This window comes from Flavobacterium daemonense, assembly GCF_007341385.1.
GTDB classification, from domain to species: Bacteria; Bacteroidota; Bacteroidia; order Flavobacteriales; family Flavobacteriaceae; genus Flavobacterium; species Flavobacterium daemonense.
Window position 1 is genome coordinate 249,090 of the sequence record NZ_VJYD01000003.1, and the last position, 19,447, is coordinate 268,536.

The window sequence follows — 19,447 nt, forward strand, 5'->3', positions numbered from 1 at the left end:
CAGTTTTTCGTGTAGTTTGACTGTTTTTAAGAACATTAACAGTTTTTATTATTTTAAATTAGTCTTAATTATGTTTTTTATTCCCTTAAATTATATATTTTTGCACCGTTATTATATTTTATCAGAATGGCATTAGTTAGTGATTTGACCACCAAAGTTTTATTTGAAACAGAAAAAGGATACAGTTATCAATGTGATTTGACCAATAGCATCATTATCAATTTTGTTGATACGGTGTCAAGTTATAAAATTCACGATTTTTTGATTTTTCAAAGAAAGGTTAATAGCGTTGACATTCTAAATATGCTTTATGACTTATCTGATCAATCAGATGCACAGCTGATTGAAACTACCAAAAGAAATTTTTCCAGAAATCTTACCATCTGCGAAATAGTGCAGTTGAGAGATTTATTAAACGGAACAAAATTTACTCTTACGCTACATTCTTTGCTTTGCAATACGGTTAACGTAGAGCTTATTTAGATTTTTACTTAGATTAAATCCAAATTTTCAGGCGGTTAGAGTTGCCGTCTTTAATTTTTGTAAATTTACACGTATAAAAATTAAAGGTTATGAAAGATTTACTAAGAACACGTACTTCATTAACTGAAGGTGTAGAAAATATATTGAATTTACAGGCAAAATTAGAAAGTGATGCTTCTAACAAGTATTTAGCTATGGCAGCATGGTTAGATAGAAACGGTTATGCACACACAGCATCTTACTTGTACAAGCAAGCCGAAGAAGAAAGAGAGCATTTTCTAAAAGTTTTCAAATATATTACAGACATGGGAGGGATTGCCATTACGCCATCTGTTCCAGAAGTGCAACAAGAATTTGCTTCTTTTAGAGAAGTATTCGAAATTGCTTTGCAAAACGAAATCGCAGTTACTCAAGCAATCAATAAAGTAATTGCAAAATGTAGAGCGGAAAATGATTATGCTACAGAAGATTTTATGATGTGGTATGTAGCTGAGCAAAGAGAAGAAGAGAAAAATGCAAGAAGAGCTTTAGAGCTTTTTGAACTAATCAACGGAAACGAAGCTGACGGCAAATTTCAATTGGATATTCAGATTTCAAAAATCGGATAATAAACGATTTATATAATTTAAAAAGCCCTTAAAATATTTTAAGGGCTTTTTTGTTTTTATGATTTTAGGAATGAATTAATATCCGAGAAATATTTTTCTCTCGCATCAAGCCATCCATAATGTTTAGAATGCTCTAGAAGAATCAGTCTAGAATTTGGAAAAGTCTGGTGAGCCAATTCTCCAATTTCATTGCTGATAATATCTTCCTTTCCTTGAATAATCAGAACAGGATTTTTAAAGTTTTTCAGTTTTGATTTACAGTCAAAATTCATTTTCTGCATATCCGACCATAACAAACCATTGATTGTTGAATTTCCTTGTGTTAATCTTTCAGCAATTATAGGAATATATTTTCGGTCATAAACATAAGCCGGAGCCATAGCGCGACCGCGACCTAAACTTGCATTATGCGATGTGTTGCCTTTTTCAATTTTATCGTTCCAATAATCAAGAGAGTCTTTTTCTGTTTTCGAAAGATTCGATTCAATCAAATTCGGACCTTTTAATAAAGATAAATCGACACCTCCCGAAGAAGATAAAACCAATTTATTGATACTATTCGGATAAATTGTTGCGTAATAGGAACCTAACATGCCACCAAAAGAATGCCCGAGAATATTCCATTTCTTAATTTTAAGATGTTTTCTTAATGATTCAATATCGTCGGCCATTATTTTCATCGAAATTGTCGCGGCGTCTAATTTTGAAAGCTTCGATTTTCCGGTTCCTCTTTGGTCGTAAATAATTGTTTGTTGGCTTTCGCCGAGAACTTTCGCCATATCTTCAAAACCATTGCTGTTCATTCCCGGGCCGCCATTTATAATTAAAAGCGGTTCACCTTTTCCGAATGTTTTGTAGTAGGTTTTGCTTCCGTCGTTATTTACGGCATAACCTTCGGTTTGGGCAAAAATATTTGCCGCAACCAATAAAAAACCAAGAAGAAAAATCTTTCTCATTTCGAAATTATTCATTCATCAAAGTTTCGATTTCGTCAGCTTCAACCGGAATATTACGCATTAAGTTAAAAGGTTCTCCTTTTTCCTGAACCACAACATTATCCTCTAAACGAATTCCGAATTTTTCTGCCGGAATATAAATTCCAGGTTCAACAGTGAAAACCATATTAGGTTTCATTGGTTCGTGAAGCAATCCGTAATCATGCGTGTCCAATCCCATGTGGTGAGAAGTTCCGTGCATAAAGTATTTTTTGTAAGCAGGCCATTCTGGATTTTCGTTCTGAACATCGGCTTTGTCTAATAAACCTAAACCAAGTAATTCAGAAGTCATGATTTTACCCACTTCAACGTGATATTGTTTCCAAAGTGTTCCTGGCGTAAGCATTTTAGTCGCTTCGTTTTTAACTCTCAAAACCGCATTGTAAACTGCTTTTTGACGATCTGTAAAACGTCCTGAAACCGGAATTGTTCTCGTCATATCGCTTGAATAGTTTGCATATTCTGCAGCAACGTCCAATAATAACAAATCACCTTCTTTACATTGCTGATTGTTTTCGATATAATGCAAAACATTCGCATTGTTTCCAGAAGCGATAATTGGTGTATAAGCAAAACCTTTAGAGCGGTTACGAATGAATTCGTGCGCTAATTCGGCTTCAACTTCATATTCGGTAACATTTGGTTTTACGAATCCTAATAATCTGCGGAAACCTTTTTCTGTAATATCGCAAGCATGCTGAATCAAATCGATTTCTTCGCTTTCTTTTACTGAACGAAGTCTTTGTAAAATTGGGTTGCTTTTCGCAACATTGTGCGCTGGATAACGCTCTTTCCACCATTTTACAAAACGAGCTTCACGGGTTTCAGTTTCAACTGTTGCGCGGTAATGTTCGTTGGTGTTGATGTACATCGTATCAGCATACGTCATCATTTCGTTCAAAACTTTATGAAAATCCTGCAACCAATAAACCGTTCTAATTCCGGAAACCTGAAAAGCACGTTCTTTAGTCAGTTTTTCACCTTCCCAAACTGCGATATGATCGTTGGTTTCTCTCAAGAAAAGAATTTCTCTTTGGTTTTCATAAGGCGCATCCGGAAACAAAAGCAAAACGCTTTCTTCCTGATCTACACCACTCAGATAAAAAATATCGCGGTGTTGCGCAAACGGCAAAGTACTGTCGGCACTAATTGGGTAAATGTCATTTGAATTGAACACGGCAACCGAATTAGGTTTCATTTCTGCCATGAATTTTTTGCGGTTTTTTACAAAAAGAGCGCTGTTTATTTGATGATATTTCATAATAACTTAATTTTTGAACTTCGAATTTCAAAATTAATGATTTTTGATTTAGTGGCGTATGATTGATTTCTTAAAGTTTTATTATTTGTTTCGGTTCTAATTTTTGAGTGTTTTTTTAACCGCAAAGGACGCTATGGTTTACGCAAAGCACGCAAAGCTTTTAGGTAATATTGTCATTTTGATCCCGAGGCCTCGGGAGAGAGATCTCCGCAAGTAGCTCTACAAAGATTGGAAAAATCTTAGCAGCTTAGAACCTTAGCATCTCAGAATCTTAACTTGGGCGTGTCGCTCCGGGTCGGGCTTTCGGCTAAATTCCCGATTAACAAAAACTACGGCTAAAAAGCCTTGTTTTTCTAAATCAGGAGATACCGCCTCTATCCCTCACGCGTACGGTTTCATAAGAAAATACATTTCATAAGAAATATTGATTATTCAGTATAGTGTTGTTTTAATTCTTATTTTCGGTTTAGAAAAATAAAACTAAAATCAATGCCAAATTACAAATGGACGATTAATTTGAGTATTGCAACACCAATGATATTAGTTGCATCGATAATTATTTCGGGAGGAGGACATGGATTTACAGATCAGCTTATTGTTTTGTTTCCTTGGGCTTCTGCATTTTTATCACTTGAAGTTGAATTTCTTTTTTACTTTTTCGCTATAGTACAATTTCCTGTTTATGGGCTTTTGTATGATAAAGCTTTTAATAAAGTAAAAACTTTATCGGTAGTTGCTATTATTCATTTATTAGTAGCAACCGGAGTTTTGTTTTTAAAATACAGATAGCGCAAATTTTGTAACAATACTTTTTATGAGCTCAAACATCAAAATCAGAAAAATTCAAAACCAAGACCTAGATTTCATCTATAAAGCAATCTGCGAACTTGAAAACGAAATTTTAGATTTTGAAGTTTTCAAAACAATATTCAATGAAAACATTTCAAACCCAAAAAATCGTTATCTAATTGCAGAAAATGAAAATGAAGGTGTAGGGTTTATTAGTTTTCACACACAAAACCTTTTGCATCACTGCGGACTAGTTGGTGAAATTCAGGAATTTTTTATTCATCAAAATCACCGTGGTCAAGGTGTTGGAAGATTATTAGTAAATGAGATTTTAGATTTTGCTGATCAAAATAATCTAAAAAGTATTGAAGTAACGACGAATAAAAAGCGAGTAGAAAATGTTGCAATTTATGAGAATCTTGGTTTTACTTTGAGTCATAATAAGTTTACGATTTATAAATAATGAAGATGTTTTTTAACCGCAAAGCTCGCCAAGGTTTACGTAAAGTACGCAAAGTTTTGTGTTCAAAGCTTTGCGTACTTTGCGGTTAAATTTTAAAGCTGACAAAAAACTTATTTTTAAAACTAATGATAATTCAAAAAGCCAACATAACCGACAACGAAATCCTAACAGCAATTACCAAAAAATCAAAAGCTTATTGGGGATATTCTGTAGAACAAATCCAAAAATGGGATAAAAATCTAACCATTTCACAGGATTATATTAGAAATAATAACACATTCAAATTAATAGACAACGATTTGATTATAGGTTATTATTCGTATATTTTTGAAAATGAAAACACTGTAAAACTTGATAATTTATTTATCTTGCCAAAATATATCGGAAAAGGATTTGGGAAATATTTACTTCTCGATTTCTTAAATCGAATGAACGAACAAAAAATAGAAAAGATAATTCTTGATTCAGAACCAAATGCAGAAAGTTTTTACTCCAAAATGGGATTTGTAAAAATTGGTGAATTTGAAACTTCCATAAAAAACCGTTTCATGCCCATTATGGAAATGAAACTTTAATAATAGCAGATTTGAAAAAACAAATAAAATACCTAATCGCACTCTTTCTGGCTTTTGTCGTGATTGCGGGTGATGGTGCTTTGTATTCTCAATCAAAATCTGCGGAATATTACCAATCTTCATTTGTTGTTTCAAGAAAAGAAACAGATCATAAAAGTTTTCGTTTATACAAATTCGGGCAAGTTGTTTCTTGGGACGAAATAAGATTTTCAATTGTTTTGAATTTTCTAAAAACTGAAAATGTTTTTACTTTTCAAATCAAGAAACTGCTGAAACTTCAAAATATAATTCATCAAAAATTAACGTCATTTATAAATCATTCTGTTTTTATAAATGAAATAATCACTTCAAAATACTTCGGGAAAAGTTTATACACTGCTTAAGAAATTTTATTTCTAAGCTTTATGTCTTTTTTAGGCATAAGGATGATACAATAATGTCTAATCATTTATCATTTTCAAAATGTATAAACAAAATAATACTCCTTTAGAAAAGTCTAAGCGACCACTTCTTCATTGGATAAAAAGAAAAACATTTTTAATAATAACGGCTTTTATGCTTGGAATGTCAAACGGAATGAATGCTGAAGATCGTTCTGTTAATGGCAGTTTTGTTCAGACGGAACAACAGGATAAAAAGGATTGATTTTTTTTAATTAGAGAATTAGTCAATGAGATAATTAGAGAATTCTTTTTTTGTCTTTCGACCTTTGTCAAAGTTTAAAACTTTGACAAAGGTTTTTTAGCACAATCTTGTCATTTCGACTGAAAGGAGAAATCGCACAAGTAATTCGACCTGTAAAATCGCCAATCTTTGTCGAGTTTCTCGTGTGATTTCTCCTTTCAGTCGAAATGACAAACTGTGTGGATATAAAGCAAAAAACCGAAGCATTTTGCTTCGGTTTTTTTTATTGGAATTTGGAATTTCTTTATTGAAATTTAATCGACCCATTTATAATATCTCGCGCCAATCAAAACAGGAATTTCTTTTTCGATTCGGTCAAGAACCCATTCGTTTTTCGGAGTTCTTACGCTTTGTTTTTGTTCTTTTTTATGAAGACTTTCGTAAGTGTTGAAATCAATTTCTACGCTTTCGGCCAAATTTTCAAAAAGTTTTAGGTTTTCCAAAGCTGATTTCCATTCTGGCTGAATTGTTCCTTCGAAAACTTTCGATTTCGATCCGCTTCCGTAAGCTAAGAAACCAAAATTTGTTCCCGCAACTTCTTTATTAGTATCATAAAAATGAGCCAAAGTCGACAACAATCCCATGAAAATAGAACCTGTATAAAGATTCCCAATTAGCGATGAAGCCAATTCTGCAGGTTGTAATTTCTCGGTTACAAAACTTCTGTAATCTTCCGATTTTGCAACTTCTTTAATTTTTGTCTGATAATCGGCTGGCGCAATATCATCAGCAATAATTTTTTCGGCACTGTCTAAAGCGTAAATTTCAGATAGCATTCTTCTTCCTTGGAACGAATATGGCAAGTGCATTACAATACTGTGCCAAGAGTTGTATAAAGTTTCAGTAGTGTTTTTTAGTTTTTTGAATGAAAAGTAAGCATTGCGCGTACGATCCATATAGCATTGGTTTGAATATTGTCCATCAAAAACAGGCTGGTCTTTGTGGATTTCGATTTCTGCTTCTAAATTGTCGAACCAAGAATCGTTGTTAGGTTTTTTTGTGATTTCTTCTTTAGAGATAGTTCTGTAGGGTTTAAAGAAATCGAAAACGCCTTTTGTGGAAGTTGCCCAATTATCATCAAAAGCAATGATTTTTGGATCTGCCGTAATTAACATTGCAACAGCTCCTGCACCTTGTGTGTATTCTCCGCCTGAATTTAAATCGTACTTAGCAAAATCGCTTGTAACAACAATAGCTTTTTTATTCGGATTTAATTTTATAAAATCAAGACAGTTTTGCATGGCATCAACACCGCCAATACAAGCAAAAGTAAAGTCAACAACATCACATTCTGCTAAAGAATCTTCGCCAAATTTCTGCTCCATTAAACTAATTAAATAAGAAGCAATTGGTTTTGAACTGTCGATGCCGCTTTCGGTACCAACATAAATTCGGCTAATTTCGTTTAAGTTGATTTTATTATCAATTATAAGTTTGGTTAAAGCATTTGCCCCAAAAACAACAGCATCTTGATGGACGTCTGGAAAAGTCATTTTTAGTAATCCAAGACCTTTTTCTAATTTTTCTGGTTCAATATTTCTGGCAACAGCCAAAGTTTTTATGGGTAAATGTATGTTTGCTACATCAAAAGAAATAGCATCAATTCCTGTTTTCATTCTTATTTTTTTGAGCCACTAAAGGTAAAACTATGTAATGGAATGACAATTTTTTGGTTGGATAAAATTAAGTAGAGCCGACACTTTTAAAGAAAATAAATCAAAAGTTTGAATAAAATAACAATATCATAAAATTTTAGTAATCTGAATACGTATTAAAATTAGCCGAAATAGACTGTAAAGCAATTTTTTAGATTTTCTATACTAAAATTCTACGTAAAAATACGTATAAGCAGTCTATTTTAAAATGATTATAAATAACAACGAAATGGTTGTAGTTCTTTTGTATTTGAGTTATTTTTGTGTAATTTTTTAAAACAAACTACTTAACACTTATGGCACAATCTGCACAGTTGAATGCTTCCATCTTAAAGAAAGTGGCTATGGCTCTTTCGGGAATATTCTTAATCACGTTTTTAGCGCTGCATGTTTCCTTAAATTTTATTTCTATTATTAGTGAAGATGTTTTCAATGAAGCTTCTCACTTTATGGGATACAATCCGCTGATCCAGTATGTAATGCAGCCAGTTTTGGCGTTCGGAGTAATTTTCCACTTTGTAATGGGATTTGTACTTACGGCTCAAAATAGCGCAGCAAGACCAATTGCTTATGCAAAATACAACGGAGCTGCAAACGCTTCTTGGAGTTCTAGAAATATGATTATTTCTGGATTGGTTATTTTGGCTTTCTTAGGATTGCACTTTTACGATTTTTGGTTTCCTGAAGTTACCTATAAATATATTGCAGGTACAGCGCCAGATGCTACAAGGTATTATGGAGAATTAGTTCATAAATTCCATGATCCAATCCGTACAGGATTGTATTGTGTTGCTTTTGTGCTTTTAGGTTTCCACCTTTGGCACGGGTTTGCATCTTCTCTTCAATCAATGGGAATGCACAACAAATACTCAAGATTTTTAAGTAAAGTTGGTTACTGGTTTGCAATTGTTGTACCAGGGCTTTTCATAATTATCGCATTATTTCATCATTTCAATAATTAATATCAATTATAATGGCATTAGATTCAAAAATTCCAAATGGTCCTATAGCGGACAAATGGACAAATTATAAAGATCATATTAATTTAGTAAACCCAGCTAACAAACGTAATTTAGATATTATCGTTGTTGGTACAGGTTTGGCTGGAGGTTCTGCGGCAGCTACTTTAGCTGAGTTAGGATATAACGTAAAAGCATTTTGTTTCCAAGATTCTCCACGTCGTGCGCACTCAATTGCGGCACAAGGAGGTATCAACGCGGCAAAAAACTATAAAGGAGATGGTGACTCAGTTTACAGATTGTTCTACGATACTGTAAAAGGTGGTGATTACCGTGCTCGTGAGGCAAACGTTCACCGTTTGGCTGAAGTTTCTGCAAATATTATTGACCAATGTGTGGCTCAAGGTGTGCCATTGGCTCGTGAATATGGCGGACTTTTAGATAACCGTTCTTTTGGAGGAACTTTGGTTTCTCGTACATTCTACGCACAAGGGCAAACTGGACAACAGTTATTGTTAGGAGCTTATTCTGCAATGAACCGTCAGATTGGTCGTGGAAAAATCAAAATGTACAACCGTCACGAAATGCTTGACATTGTAATCGTGAACGGAAAAGCGAGAGGTATTATCGCTCGTAACTTAATTACTGGAGAAATAGAAAGACATTCTGCTCATGCGGTAGTAATTGGTTCTGGAGGATACGGAAACGTATTTTTCCTTTCAACAAATGCTATGGGAAGCAACGCAACAGCAGCTTGGAAAATTCATAAAAAAGGAGCGTTTTTTGCAAATCCTTGTTACACACAAATTCACCCAACATGTATTCCGGTTTCAGGAGATCATCAGTCTAAATTGACTTTGATGTCTGAATCTTTACGTAATGACGGTCGTATTTGGGTTCCAAAAAACTTGGAAGATGCAAAAGCTATCCGTGAAGGAAAGAAAAAAGCAATTGATTTATCTGAAGACCAAAGAGATTATTTCTTAGAAAGAAGATATCCTGCTTTTGGTAACTTGGTTCCTCGTGACGTTGCGTCTCGTGCGGCTAAAGAAAGATGTGATGCAGGTTTTGGTGTTAACAAAACGGGAGAAGCAGTTTATCTTGATTTTGCGGCTGCTATCGAACGTTATGGAAAAGAAGCAGCTCACGTAAAAGGATTAAATGAAAATGACAAAGCTTTAGTTACTAAATTAGGAACTGATATCGTGAAAAGTAAATACGGAAACTTATTCCAAATGTACTTGAAAATCGTTGACGAAGATCCTTATGTAACGCCAATGATGATTTACCCAGCGGTTCACTACACAATGGGTGGAACTTGGGTTGATTATAACTTAATGACTACAATTCCTGGATGTTTCTCAATTGGAGAATCTAACTTCTCTGATCACGGAGCAAACAGACTTGGAGCTTCTGCTTTAATGCAAGGTTTAGCTGATGGATATTTTGTACTTCCTTATACTATCGGAGATTATTTAGCTCCAGATATTAAAATGGGACCAATTTCTACAGATTTGCCAGAATTCGTTGAAGCTGAAAAAGCGGTTGTGGATCAAATCAATAAATTCATCAACAACAACGGTAAACATTCTGTAGATTATTTCCACAAAAAACTTGGAAAAATCATGTGGGATAAAGTAGGTATGGCTCGTAATGCTAAAGGTTTAACTGAAGCTATCGAAGAAATTGCTGCCTTACGTGAAGAGTTCTATAAAGATGTAAAAGTTCCTGGAAGTCCTTACGAATTTAATCAGGAATTAGAAAAAGCAACTCGTGTTGCCGATTTCTTAGAATTAGGAGAATTGTTCGCAAAAGATGCTTTACACCGTAACGAATCTTGTGGTGGTCACTTCCGTGAAGAATACCAAACAGAAGAAGGGGAAGCACTTCGTGACGATGAAAACTTTGCATATGTTGCAGCTTGGGAATATAAAGGGAAACCAAGTGATGCAGTATTGCACAAAGAACCTCTTAATTACGAAAACATTAAATTAGTTCAAAGAAGTTATAAATAAGAATTTGGTCGAAAGCCAAAGTCTTAAAGTCAAAAGGCAAAATGTGCCAAGCGACTTTCGACTTTCGACTTTATGACTTTCAAACGAAAAAGGTATGAAACTTACATTAAAAATATGGCGTCAAAAAAACGCTCAAGATAAAGGAGGGATTGTAGAATATCCTATCGATGGAATCGAACCAGATATGTCTTTCCTTGAAATGTTAGACGTTCTTAACGAAGGTTTAATCAACAAAGGAGAAGAGCCAGTAGCATTTGACCACGATTGTCGTGAGGGAATCTGCGGAATGTGTTCTTTATTCATCAACGGTGAAGCGCACGGACCAGACAGAGGTGTTACAACTTGTCAGCTGCACATGCGTATGTTTAAAGATGGCGATACAATTTTTATTGAGCCATTTAGAGCAAAAGCTTTCCCTGTAATTAAAGATTTAGTTGTTGACAGAAGTTCTTTTGACAGAATTCAACATGCAGGAGGATTTATCTCTGTAAATACTTCAGGAAATACAATTGATGCGAATACTATCCCAATCAACAAAGACGATGCTGACAAATCATTTGATGCTGCAGCTTGTATTGGTTGTGGAGCTTGTGTTGCAACTTGTAAAAACTCTTCAGCAATGTTATTCGTTTCTGCAAAAGTTTCTCAATATGCATTATTGCCTCAAGGTAAAGTTGAAGCAGTTGACCGTGTTTTAAACATGGTTCACCAAATGGATTTAGAAGGTTTCGGAAACTGTACAAATACAGGGGCTTGTGAAGTAGAATGTCCTAAAGGAATTTCTCTTGAAAATATTGCACGTATGAACCGTGAGTATTTAGCAGCAAGTTTGAAAGGATAATAAAAAAACATCTTTTAAATAAACTAAATGCATCTCGTCCTGGACGGGATGCTTTTTTGTTTTTGCTATTTCTTGGTTTTTCTTCTGTTTCTGCATATTTTACAATCAAAAGCAATACAAGTGCCAGTTTGAGAATTTAATTGTTCTTAAGGGTTTTTATACGCTAATTGCCACTTTGCTTTCTAAAGGGGAATAAGTTCCAAAATTTTTATTGTGATACCTTTTTTGGTTTCAATGAATTGTTTGACGAAATGCGTATTTTTGTAAATACAAAATGAATTGGCATGAGTACTGAAAATGAAGTTTTAAATTACAGCAAAGAAGAACGTAAAAATCATATTCTAAAAGAGATCAATCTGCACACTCGTGTAAGTTTTGAAACGCTTTCGGCTAAACTTGGTGTTTCTGAAGATACTGTTCGACGTGATATAAACGAATTAGACGCCGATTCTCTTTTGATTAAGGTAAAGGGTGGGGCAATGACTAAAGGATATCATTATTCTTCGTCTAATCAAACATATGCAGTTGAGGCAAAACAAGTGATCGCGCAAAAGGCGGTTAATCTTCTTCATGACGGAATGGTTTTAATTGTTGACGGAGGAACTACGATTCGCGAATTCATTCGTTTAATTCCAAATGATCTTAATTTGACCGTTTTTACCATTACTGCTTTAACAGCTGTACAGCTTTTAGATAAGCCAAATATCAAAACGATCATGATTGGCGGCAGTATTTCTTCTTACAGCCAAATGTGCGTGAGCGGAGAAGCTTTTCATCAATTGGCCAACATTAAAGCTGATCTTTTGGTTTTAGGGACTAATGCTTTAGATGTTGAAGGTGGCTATTCGGATTCTGATTGGGAAACGGTTCAGGTAAAAAAAGCGATGATTCAGGCTTCAAAAAAAACGGCGGTTTTAACTATTACAGAAAAACTGAATACGGTTCTTAAAATGAAGATAGCCAGTTTGTCTGAAATCAATTATGTAATTACTGAAGAAGAACCTGAGCACAAAAAACTGCGGCCGTATAAAAATAATGTTCCGAGTTTGATTATTATTTAGTCTTGAGAATTGTTTTCCATTTTTTTTAAATAAGCAATCTAAAATGAAAATAGCTTTAATCCAATCTGATCTCTTTTGGGAGAATCCGTCTAAAAACCGAGAAAATTTTGATTCAAAAATCAGCAAAATTGATTCGGAAGTAAAACTTATTGTGCTTCCAGAAATGTTTTCGACAGGATTTACGATGAATGCTTCGGCTGTTGCTGAGACGATGGACGGTGAAACTATTCTTTGGATGAAAGCTGTCGCAAAACAAAAAAATACTGCAATTACAGGAAGTTTAGTAATTACGGAAAGCGGAAAATTATATAATCGAATGTTGTTTGTTTTTCCTTCTGGAGAAATTCAGTTTTATAATAAACGCCATTTGTTTACGCTAGCCGGAGAAGATCAATTTTATACTGCAGGAACTGAAAAAGTTATTGTTGAATATTTAGATTGGAAAATCTGCCTGCAGGTTTGTTACGATTTAAGATTTCCGGTTTTTGCGCGAAATACTGAAAATTACGATTTGATTTTATATGTTGCCAATTGGCCAAAAGTCCGTACTAATGCATGGGATGCTTTATTGAAAGCCCGCGCCATTGAAAACTTAAGTTATGCAATTGGTGTAAACAGAATTGGTCTTGATGCAAACAATTATGAGCACATCGGCCATTCGCAGGCAGTTGATTTTTTAGGTAATTATATCCTGGAACCGCAAGAAATTGAAGGTGTTTTCGTTGTTGATCTAGATAAAAATAAAATGTTGGAAACTAGAGCAAAACTTGATTTTTTAAGTGATCAAGATGCTTTTGAAATCAAACTTTAAATATCTTGCCTTACGGTTTCTCTAAAACAATAATTTCTTCTTTAGGGTTTTTAGTTCGAATGAAAATTTTTTGATAATCCCATGCTGTACCTTTTTTAATGGCATGAATTTCTAATTTTCCTCGCTTTTTGCTTCCATTTATTCGTACTGAAAGAGAGATGGCATTCTTATTATCTGTATAAGAAGTATTGCCTTCTAAAATTGCTAATTTGTCCACTGCTTCAATTTTCCCCATGGTTTTTAGGACTTCCGAATTTGAATTGGCAATTTTAATTGCGTTTTCGTAAAGAGAATTTTCATTGAGCGCGGTTACAGTATCAGATAAACCGTTTTTTGAATTTGAGCTTATAAAAACAATGGAAATGAATATTGCCAAAAAACCAATAATAGCTATCCAAATCCAGTTCTTTTTTAACCAGCTTTTTTCAATTATTAATTCGTTATCCATTGTTATGCTTTAAAATCTAGAAAGCTTTCCGTTTCTTTTCGTCTTCTTTCTTTTTCTTTGCGTCTGTTTTTTTCTCGACTTCTGGGCTAAAAGGAATACTTAAATCAATAGCTTGATCAACATCCCAATTTGCTCGGACATCGACTTCTTTTTGGAAATAAAAAACTTCTTCGGAGTATGTTTTGTTTAAGAAACTTCCAGTATCATAAACCTTATTTTTATTGTCGTCATAGATTACGCGTACAGAAAAAGCTTCGGGCTCAACTAAATTGAATTCGATTTTTGTCTGACCTTCTGAATATTCGCTTGCAAGCACTTTGTCTCCTCTTTTATTAATGATTTGAACAATAATAGGGAAGCGTTTTACATTTTGCAGATTCAAAACTAAATTTCCGTAATCTTCTAATTCCTTTGTGGTTAATTTATAAGATAAAGTATCATTCGACTTATCATAAAAATCAGTCAAAGCGCCTGGCATCAAAGTAATTTGGTATTTTTCAGTTGGTTCTTTTTTGAAATCTAAATAAAATTTCTGTTCAAAATCATCATATTCAGTAGTGAATTTTACCGCAACAGAATCTTTATTTACAATTGACATTTTTGAATTGTCAAATTTCACAAGTGGTGTTGACGATTCAAGTGTAAATCGGTCTCTAAAATTAATAGTTCCGTTTTGAGCCGGAGTAAAATTCAATGAATCTTTTTTCTGGTCTTTAATTTTAAAAGAAAATTTCTTGTTGTATTTCTCAGAATTAACTTCTAAAGACAAAGAATCGGTTTTTATTGGTTTGTACCAAATTTGTAGGGAATCTTTTTTAGGGAATTCTGTCACAATAGTTTCTAAAACATCTTTATGATTTCTAAGAGTGATTTTAGGCTTTGTAACTTTATAATTCATTTTTCCTTCATACGGAAGGTATAATCTGTTTCCAGATGCCTGAATTGGTTTGAAAGTTTTTAAAGGCAACGTTTCTTTGAATAATTCCAATTCAAAAATAGTGTCATTAGGAACTGTAATTGGGTGTTTTATAAAACCAATTTTATCGTCTTTTGGATTAAATCTATTATTGCTTGATTTGTCTTTCATCGCAACTAAAAGATATTTTCCGGCTTTCAAATTTTCTAAAGTAAAAGTTCGCAAACTATCTAGCGTATTGGTAATATATCTTGGAGATTCTTTATAAACCGCAGAATCTTTAAACTTGTCATTTATTTCGTAAAGCATTACGGAGACAAAGTTATCGACATATTTTTCATAAGAGTCTTTGATGATTCCTTTTAAAGAAAGCGAGTCAATATAAGGCCCGGTCGAAAAAACGTACTTAAACTGATGAATAGAGTTTCCTTCGTTATTATCGGCAATACTTTCGCCAAAATTCATGCTGTAGGTCGTGTTTGGCTGTAAAGTGTCTTTAATTTTTATAGTAATAACTTTGCTTGCATTTGATGGCAAAACAAGCGGTTCGTGCTTCATTGGCGGCGAAACGATCAGCTGTTTGTTTAGGTTTTTCAACTTTACATATTCATCAAATGTCAAAACAATTTCTTTAGCCTTAAAATTAGTGCTGAAATTTTCTGGATAGCTAGATCGTAAAACAGGAGCAAGCGTGTCTTTTAATCCGCCTGTAATACTGCCTCTTTTAGCACAGCTCATCATTAAAAATACTAGTAACAGTGAAATATATCTCAAAGTGTTTTTCAGCATAATCGTTTTTGAATTTGATTGCACAAAATAACGATTATATTTGCTTTAAGCGAAATTTTTTAGCTATTTATTGGCAATTGCAATTTTTGGTTTTCTTTACGTTTAATAACGTGTTGAGCGTAATTCATGTTTTTTTTAAACACATAGAAACATAGATTTTATTTGTAGAAAAGAGCTTAAATAGAAACCAGTTTCTAACACATAGCCAACTATGTTTGTTTAAAACAAGTGAAACGCCTTTTTTGCGGCTCGTAAATCTATGTTTCTATGTGTTTAAATTAACTGAAGCTAACGAATTTTTAATAGTAATATTTTCTTACTTTTGGTTCAAAATGTAATATCACTTAGTTTTGTTGAAAAGATTTTTTTGGATTTCATTCTTCCTTTTGCTGACGGCGTGCAGTAAAAATGACAAGCCTATAATTTCCTTTTATTATTGGAAAACTAATTTGAAATTTTCAGAAACAGAAAAAGAAGTTTTGAAAGACAACAATGTCGGCAAACTTTATGTTAGATATTTTGATATCGGTTTGCATCCAAAAACACAAAATCCGTTTCCTGTAAGTCCAGTTCATTTTCAGGAAAACATGCAAGGTTTTGAAATTGTTCCGGTCGTTTTTATTCAGAATAAAGTAATGCTCGAGACAAAACTAGACGTTAAGGATTTGGCTGAAAAAACAATTCACTTGATTACAGAAATCAATCAAAAAAATAAAATCAATTGCACCGAAATCCAAATTGACTGCGACTGGTCGCTAAAAAGCAAAGACAATTATCTTAAATTTATTGAACAGGTTAAAAAGCTTTCGCATAAAAAACTTTCGGCAACAATACGACTTCATCAAGTCAAGTATTTTAAGAAAACTAAAATTCCAAATGTTGATTCGGGTGTTTTGATGTTTTATAATATGGGAAGTATTGCGCCAGATTCTCTCAATTCGATTTATAGCCGAGACATTTCGCAACGCTATCTTGAAAGTTTGAAAAAGTATCCGCTTCGGCTCAATTATGCATTTCCTATTTATTCTTGGGCGATTCATATCCGAAATCAAAACGTTTTGGGACTGCGATCGAAAATGAATTTTGAAGAATTAAAAAAGGATAAAAACTTCGAACAGATTAGTCCAATATTTTTCAGAGTAAAACATTCAAATTATAAAAACGGTGTTTATTATGAAGAAAATGATCTGCTGAAAATGGAAAAGGTTTCAGCAGAAAATTCAAGAGAAATGGCTGAAGATTTAAGTGAAAATTCCAAGCAGCCACCAAAAGAAATTATATTTTACGATTTAGACGAATTCAATTTAAAAAATTATGAAAAGAATATTTTCAAGCAAACTGTTTCTTGTTTTTAGTATTGGCCTCCTTTCTGTTTACGGAGTGATTTATGCGTGTGCGGGCGGAGACGACTGGGATTTTTTTGGGTATAATTCGAATTTTACGCCCGAAACTTTTGCGGACAAATCATACTCGCCGTTGTTTTTGTCTAATTCGATTTTTTACGGAATTGGTTTTGATACGGAACATAATTCCCGATTCAATAAAAACATCAAAGAAGATTGGGCTTCTTACCTAAAAGGAAAAGCTGATACGACTTCTGTCAATTATTTTTTAATTGGAGACGAAAAGCCCAGATATTATTCAGATGATAAAAAGGTGATTAAAAACAAAGAAGAAATTGCCGACCTTCATCTTTTTTATAAGAACAAAAAAGAAAATAAAACGTGTCAAAAATGGGGCAAAAAACTTAATTTGAAAGATGAAAAAGTAAAGAGTTTTGTTGAGTTTTTGTATTTGGCACAAAAAATAGAAACCGTTTCAATTGCCGATGATTATTGGGGATATGATCCTGTTGTGGCTAAAACGTTCAAAGACGCCAAAATGATTCAGTCAATCGAAAATGTGTACAATACTTTATCTGATCCGTTTTTGAAAAACCGCTATTGGTTTCTTACCATGAAAGCTCGTTTTTATAGTAATGACAAACAAAAAGCAATTGATTTTTTTAATAAAACGGAGGCTTCAGTTCCTAAAAACATATTGTATTACAGAGCGCTTTCCTACGTTGCGGGAATTAATTGCAAACAAAAAAAATACGCTGTTTCGAATTATTTATACGCGAAAGTTTTTGATAAATGTCCGGAATTGAGAGTGGTTACGGCGTACAGTTTTAGTCCAAAGAATGATTCCGATTGGAATAAGGCACTTTTAATGGCAAAAAACAATGATGAAAAAGCGGCGCTTTGGGCAATTCACGGATATTATAAAGATGAAAAACAAGCAATTGAAAAAATTTATGAATTAAATCCAAAGAGCGAACATTTGAATTATCTCGCAACGAGGCTGGTAAATAAATTGGAGCAATCTATTAATAATTCTTTTCAGAAAGATGGAGGGGAAAATCAGCCTCAAAAGAAACTAACAATAGCAGAAAACAAAACGGAAAATCAAGCCAAGGTTGATCAAAAAGCATTGGATTTAATTGCGAAAATTGCAGCAGCAGGGAATACTGACAGGCCTTATCTTTGGGATTTGTCACTTGGTTACTTGCAAACGCTAAAAGGCGATTATGCCAATGCGGATAAGAATTTTGACAAAGCTGCAAAAACACTTCCTAAAACCGAATTGGCAGGGATGCAACTTCGTTTATTGCGATTTGTAAATAATTTGAGCAAAATTGATAAACTGACGGACAAAAACGAAAAGACAATTCTAGCTGATTTGAATTGGCTGTATTATGAACTTCCGAAAAATTACAAAGGGCAGGAGTTTCGTTATCAAAATGCCTCTTCATGGAGCAGAAGTTATTTGTCGACTCTTTATCGTGAAAAAGGGGATTTAGTAATGTCTGAGATTTTTGGCGAATCACGTTACAGTTATTGGAACGACGGAAATTCATTTTACGATAACGAAAAAGTTTTGTTGGAAATGAAAGCTTTTTTGGAGAAATCAAACAAAACCGAAATCGAGAAAATTGGAGCAGGAATTTACAGTTTGAAATTAAAAGACATTAATAATTTTCAGGCGGTTCAGTCAACTTTCAAAAATAAGATTCCGGAAGCTATTGAGTTCATGAAAAAGACTGATTCGGTTCAATATTATAAGTTTGCAGGGAATCCGTTTAACGGAAACATAAAAGACTGTCACGACTGCGAACATGCGGCGTATCAAAAAAAGAAATATACGCAAATGGATTTCTTGGTTACAATTAAAGAAATGCAAGATAAATTAGCTCAAAAAGAAGATGTTTATACCAATAGTTTGTTGTTGGGGAATGCATTTTATAACATTTCTCATTTTGGAAACGGAAGAACTTTTTATGAAATAGATATTGTGGGTTATGGTTCGAGTCCGTATTCATTTAGAAATTCAATGAAAGAAATGATTACGAATAATTCGGTTTCAAAAATGTATTACCAAAAAGCATTTGAAGCGGCTTCGACTAAAGAGCAAAAAGCCAAATGTTTGTATCTGATTTCAAAATGCGAGCGAAATGAGTACTACAATAAAAAATACAACGACATTAATAATTATTGGGAAATTCAAGATGATAAAATTAATTTTATAGCTTGGAATTCTTTTAAAGCCTTACGAAAAGACTATTCGGATACAAAATATTATCAGGATGTGATTGCCGAATGTGGCTATTTTAAGACCTACGTGAATCAATAAAATTAAAAAAATGGTAAATAAAATTGAACATATCGGAATTGCGGTAAAAAATATGGATGATGCTAATGTATTGTTCGAAAAAATGCTCGGAGTTTCGTCCTATAAGATGGAAGCGGTGGAAAGTGAAGGCGTTTTGACTTCTTTTTTTCAGACAGGAAACAACAAAATTGAACTTTTGGTGGCAACAAATCCAGAAAGTCCGATTGCGAAATTTTTAGAAAAAAAGGGGGAAGGAATTCATCATATTGCTTTTGATGTTGCAGATATTTACGCCGAAATTGAACGCTTAAAAAGTGAAGGTTTTGTGCTGATAAATGAAGTTCCGAAGAAAGGAGCAGACAATAAACTGGTGATTTTCCTGCATCCAAAGAATACGAATGGAGTTTTAGTAGAGCTTTGTCAGGAAATCCAATAAAAAAATG

General features: G+C 33.6%; 20 protein-coding genes. 15 read left to right on the forward strand and 5 right to left on the reverse strand.

Features of this window, described 5'->3' with window-relative positions; genetic code table 11:
- The first annotated feature begins 126 nt into the window (after positions 1 to 126).
- On the forward strand, positions 127 to 483 hold the full coding sequence (locus FND99_RS05505; RefSeq protein ID WP_042565526.1) for a hypothetical protein: 357 nt from the start codon (positions 127 to 129) through the stop codon (positions 481 to 483).
- 89 nt (positions 484 to 572) lie between these two features.
- Positions 573 to 1,091 carry a ferritin gene (locus FND99_RS05510; RefSeq protein ID WP_144336978.1) on the forward strand — a complete coding sequence of 173 codons (519 nt, stop codon included), beginning with the start codon at positions 573 to 575 and terminating at the stop codon, positions 1,089 to 1,091.
- A gap of 56 nt (positions 1,092 to 1,147) precedes the next feature.
- On the opposite strand, the gene FND99_RS05515 is transcribed toward FND99_RS05510, so the two are convergent.
- Both FND99_RS05515 and FND99_RS05520 read right to left on the reverse strand, forming a co-directional pair.
- Positions 1,148 to 2,047 (reverse strand): alpha/beta fold hydrolase, encoded by a 900-nt coding sequence (locus FND99_RS05515; RefSeq protein ID WP_246074177.1) that lies wholly within the window; start codon positions 2,045 to 2,047, stop codon positions 1,148 to 1,150.
- 7 nt (positions 2,048 to 2,054) lie between these two features.
- On the reverse strand, positions 2,055 to 3,347 hold the full coding sequence (locus FND99_RS05520; RefSeq protein ID WP_144336980.1) for an aminopeptidase P family protein: 1,293 nt from the start codon (positions 3,345 to 3,347) through the stop codon (positions 2,055 to 2,057).
- 489 nt (positions 3,348 to 3,836) lie between these two features.
- Here FND99_RS05520 and FND99_RS05525 point away from each other — a divergent pair, with 489 nt between their 5' ends.
- From FND99_RS05525 to FND99_RS05545, 5 genes are all read left to right on the forward strand, one after another.
- A complete protein-coding gene (locus FND99_RS05525) occupies positions 3,837 to 4,136 on the forward strand; it encodes a hypothetical protein (RefSeq protein ID WP_144336981.1) in 300 nt (99 codons plus the stop codon).
- A gap of 25 nt (positions 4,137 to 4,161) precedes the next feature.
- Positions 4,162 to 4,599, forward strand: coding sequence for a GNAT family N-acetyltransferase (locus FND99_RS05530; protein WP_144336982.1), 438 nt, complete (start codon positions 4,162 to 4,164; stop codon positions 4,597 to 4,599).
- Positions 4,600 to 4,724: 125 nt separating this feature from the next.
- Positions 4,725 to 5,174 (forward strand): GNAT family N-acetyltransferase, encoded by a 450-nt coding sequence (locus FND99_RS05535; RefSeq protein WP_144336983.1) that lies wholly within the window; start codon positions 4,725 to 4,727, stop codon positions 5,172 to 5,174.
- A gap of 11 nt (positions 5,175 to 5,185) precedes the next feature.
- Positions 5,186 to 5,557, forward strand: a complete 372-nt coding sequence (locus tag FND99_RS05540; protein WP_144336984.1) for a hypothetical protein — start codon at positions 5,186 to 5,188, stop codon at positions 5,555 to 5,557.
- Between the two features lie 79 nt (positions 5,558 to 5,636).
- Positions 5,637 to 5,819: a hypothetical protein gene (locus tag FND99_RS05545; RefSeq protein WP_144336985.1), complete on the forward strand. Its 183-nt coding sequence runs from the start codon at positions 5,637 to 5,639 to the stop codon at positions 5,817 to 5,819.
- Positions 5,820 to 6,112: 293 nt separating this feature from the next.
- Here FND99_RS05545 and FND99_RS05550 read toward each other — a convergent pair whose 3' ends face one another.
- Positions 6,113 to 7,474, reverse strand: a complete 1,362-nt coding sequence (locus FND99_RS05550; protein WP_144336986.1) for a hydroxymethylglutaryl-CoA synthase family protein — start codon at positions 7,472 to 7,474, stop codon at positions 6,113 to 6,115.
- A gap of 335 nt (positions 7,475 to 7,809) precedes the next feature.
- On the opposite strand from FND99_RS05550, the gene FND99_RS05555 reads away from it, so the two are divergent.
- From FND99_RS05555 to FND99_RS05575, 5 genes are all read left to right on the forward strand, one after another.
- On the forward strand, positions 7,810 to 8,475 hold the full coding sequence (locus FND99_RS05555) for a succinate dehydrogenase cytochrome b subunit (protein WP_144336987.1): 666 nt from the start codon (positions 7,810 to 7,812) through the stop codon (positions 8,473 to 8,475).
- An 11-nt stretch (positions 8,476 to 8,486) separates the two neighbouring features.
- Entirely contained in the window at positions 8,487 to 10,487 is a 2,001-nt protein-coding gene (locus FND99_RS05560; RefSeq protein WP_144336988.1) for a fumarate reductase/succinate dehydrogenase flavoprotein subunit, read from the forward strand.
- A gap of 94 nt (positions 10,488 to 10,581) precedes the next feature.
- Positions 10,582 to 11,328 (forward strand): succinate dehydrogenase/fumarate reductase iron-sulfur subunit, encoded by a 747-nt coding sequence (locus FND99_RS05565; RefSeq protein ID WP_115887506.1) that lies wholly within the window; start codon positions 10,582 to 10,584, stop codon positions 11,326 to 11,328.
- A gap of 284 nt (positions 11,329 to 11,612) precedes the next feature.
- Complete coding sequence (locus FND99_RS05570; RefSeq protein ID WP_144336989.1) at positions 11,613 to 12,389, forward strand: DeoR/GlpR family DNA-binding transcription regulator; 777 nt, start codon at positions 11,613 to 11,615, stop codon at positions 12,387 to 12,389.
- Between the two features lie 43 nt (positions 12,390 to 12,432).
- Positions 12,433 to 13,200 carry a nitrilase family protein gene (locus tag FND99_RS05575; protein WP_144336990.1) on the forward strand — a complete coding sequence of 256 codons (768 nt, stop codon included), beginning with the start codon at positions 12,433 to 12,435 and terminating at the stop codon, positions 13,198 to 13,200.
- 10 nt (positions 13,201 to 13,210) lie between these two features.
- Here FND99_RS05575 and FND99_RS05580 read toward each other — a convergent pair whose 3' ends face one another.
- Together FND99_RS05580 and FND99_RS05585 are read right to left on the reverse strand one after the other, a co-directional pair.
- Positions 13,211 to 13,648, reverse strand: a complete 438-nt coding sequence (locus FND99_RS05580) for a cytochrome c oxidase assembly factor Coa1 family protein (RefSeq protein ID WP_144336991.1) — start codon at positions 13,646 to 13,648, stop codon at positions 13,211 to 13,213.
- Between the two features lie 16 nt (positions 13,649 to 13,664).
- Positions 13,665 to 15,353, reverse strand: a complete 1,689-nt coding sequence (locus FND99_RS05585) for an Ig-like domain-containing protein (protein WP_144337107.1) — start codon at positions 15,351 to 15,353, stop codon at positions 13,665 to 13,667.
- Between the two features lie 449 nt (positions 15,354 to 15,802).
- Here FND99_RS05585 and FND99_RS05590 point away from each other — a divergent pair, with 449 nt between their 5' ends.
- Genes FND99_RS05590 through mce form a run of 3 tightly spaced genes read left to right on the forward strand, consistent with a single transcriptional unit; the run spans position 15,803 to position 19,440 of the window.
- Positions 15,803 to 16,708 carry a hypothetical protein gene (locus FND99_RS05590; RefSeq protein ID WP_246074178.1) on the forward strand — a complete coding sequence of 302 codons (906 nt, stop codon included), beginning with the start codon at positions 15,803 to 15,805 and terminating at the stop codon, positions 16,706 to 16,708.
- On the forward strand, positions 16,668 to 19,025 hold the full coding sequence (locus FND99_RS05595) for a hypothetical protein (RefSeq protein WP_144336993.1): 2,358 nt from the start codon (positions 16,668 to 16,670) through the stop codon (positions 19,023 to 19,025). Before FND99_RS05590 ends, FND99_RS05595 begins: the two co-directional genes overlap by 41 nt.
- A 10-nt stretch (positions 19,026 to 19,035) precedes the next feature.
- Complete coding sequence (mce, locus tag FND99_RS05600) at positions 19,036 to 19,440, forward strand: methylmalonyl-CoA epimerase (RefSeq protein ID WP_144336994.1); 405 nt, start codon at positions 19,036 to 19,038, stop codon at positions 19,438 to 19,440.
- The last annotated feature ends 7 nt before the right edge of the window (positions 19,441 to 19,447 follow it).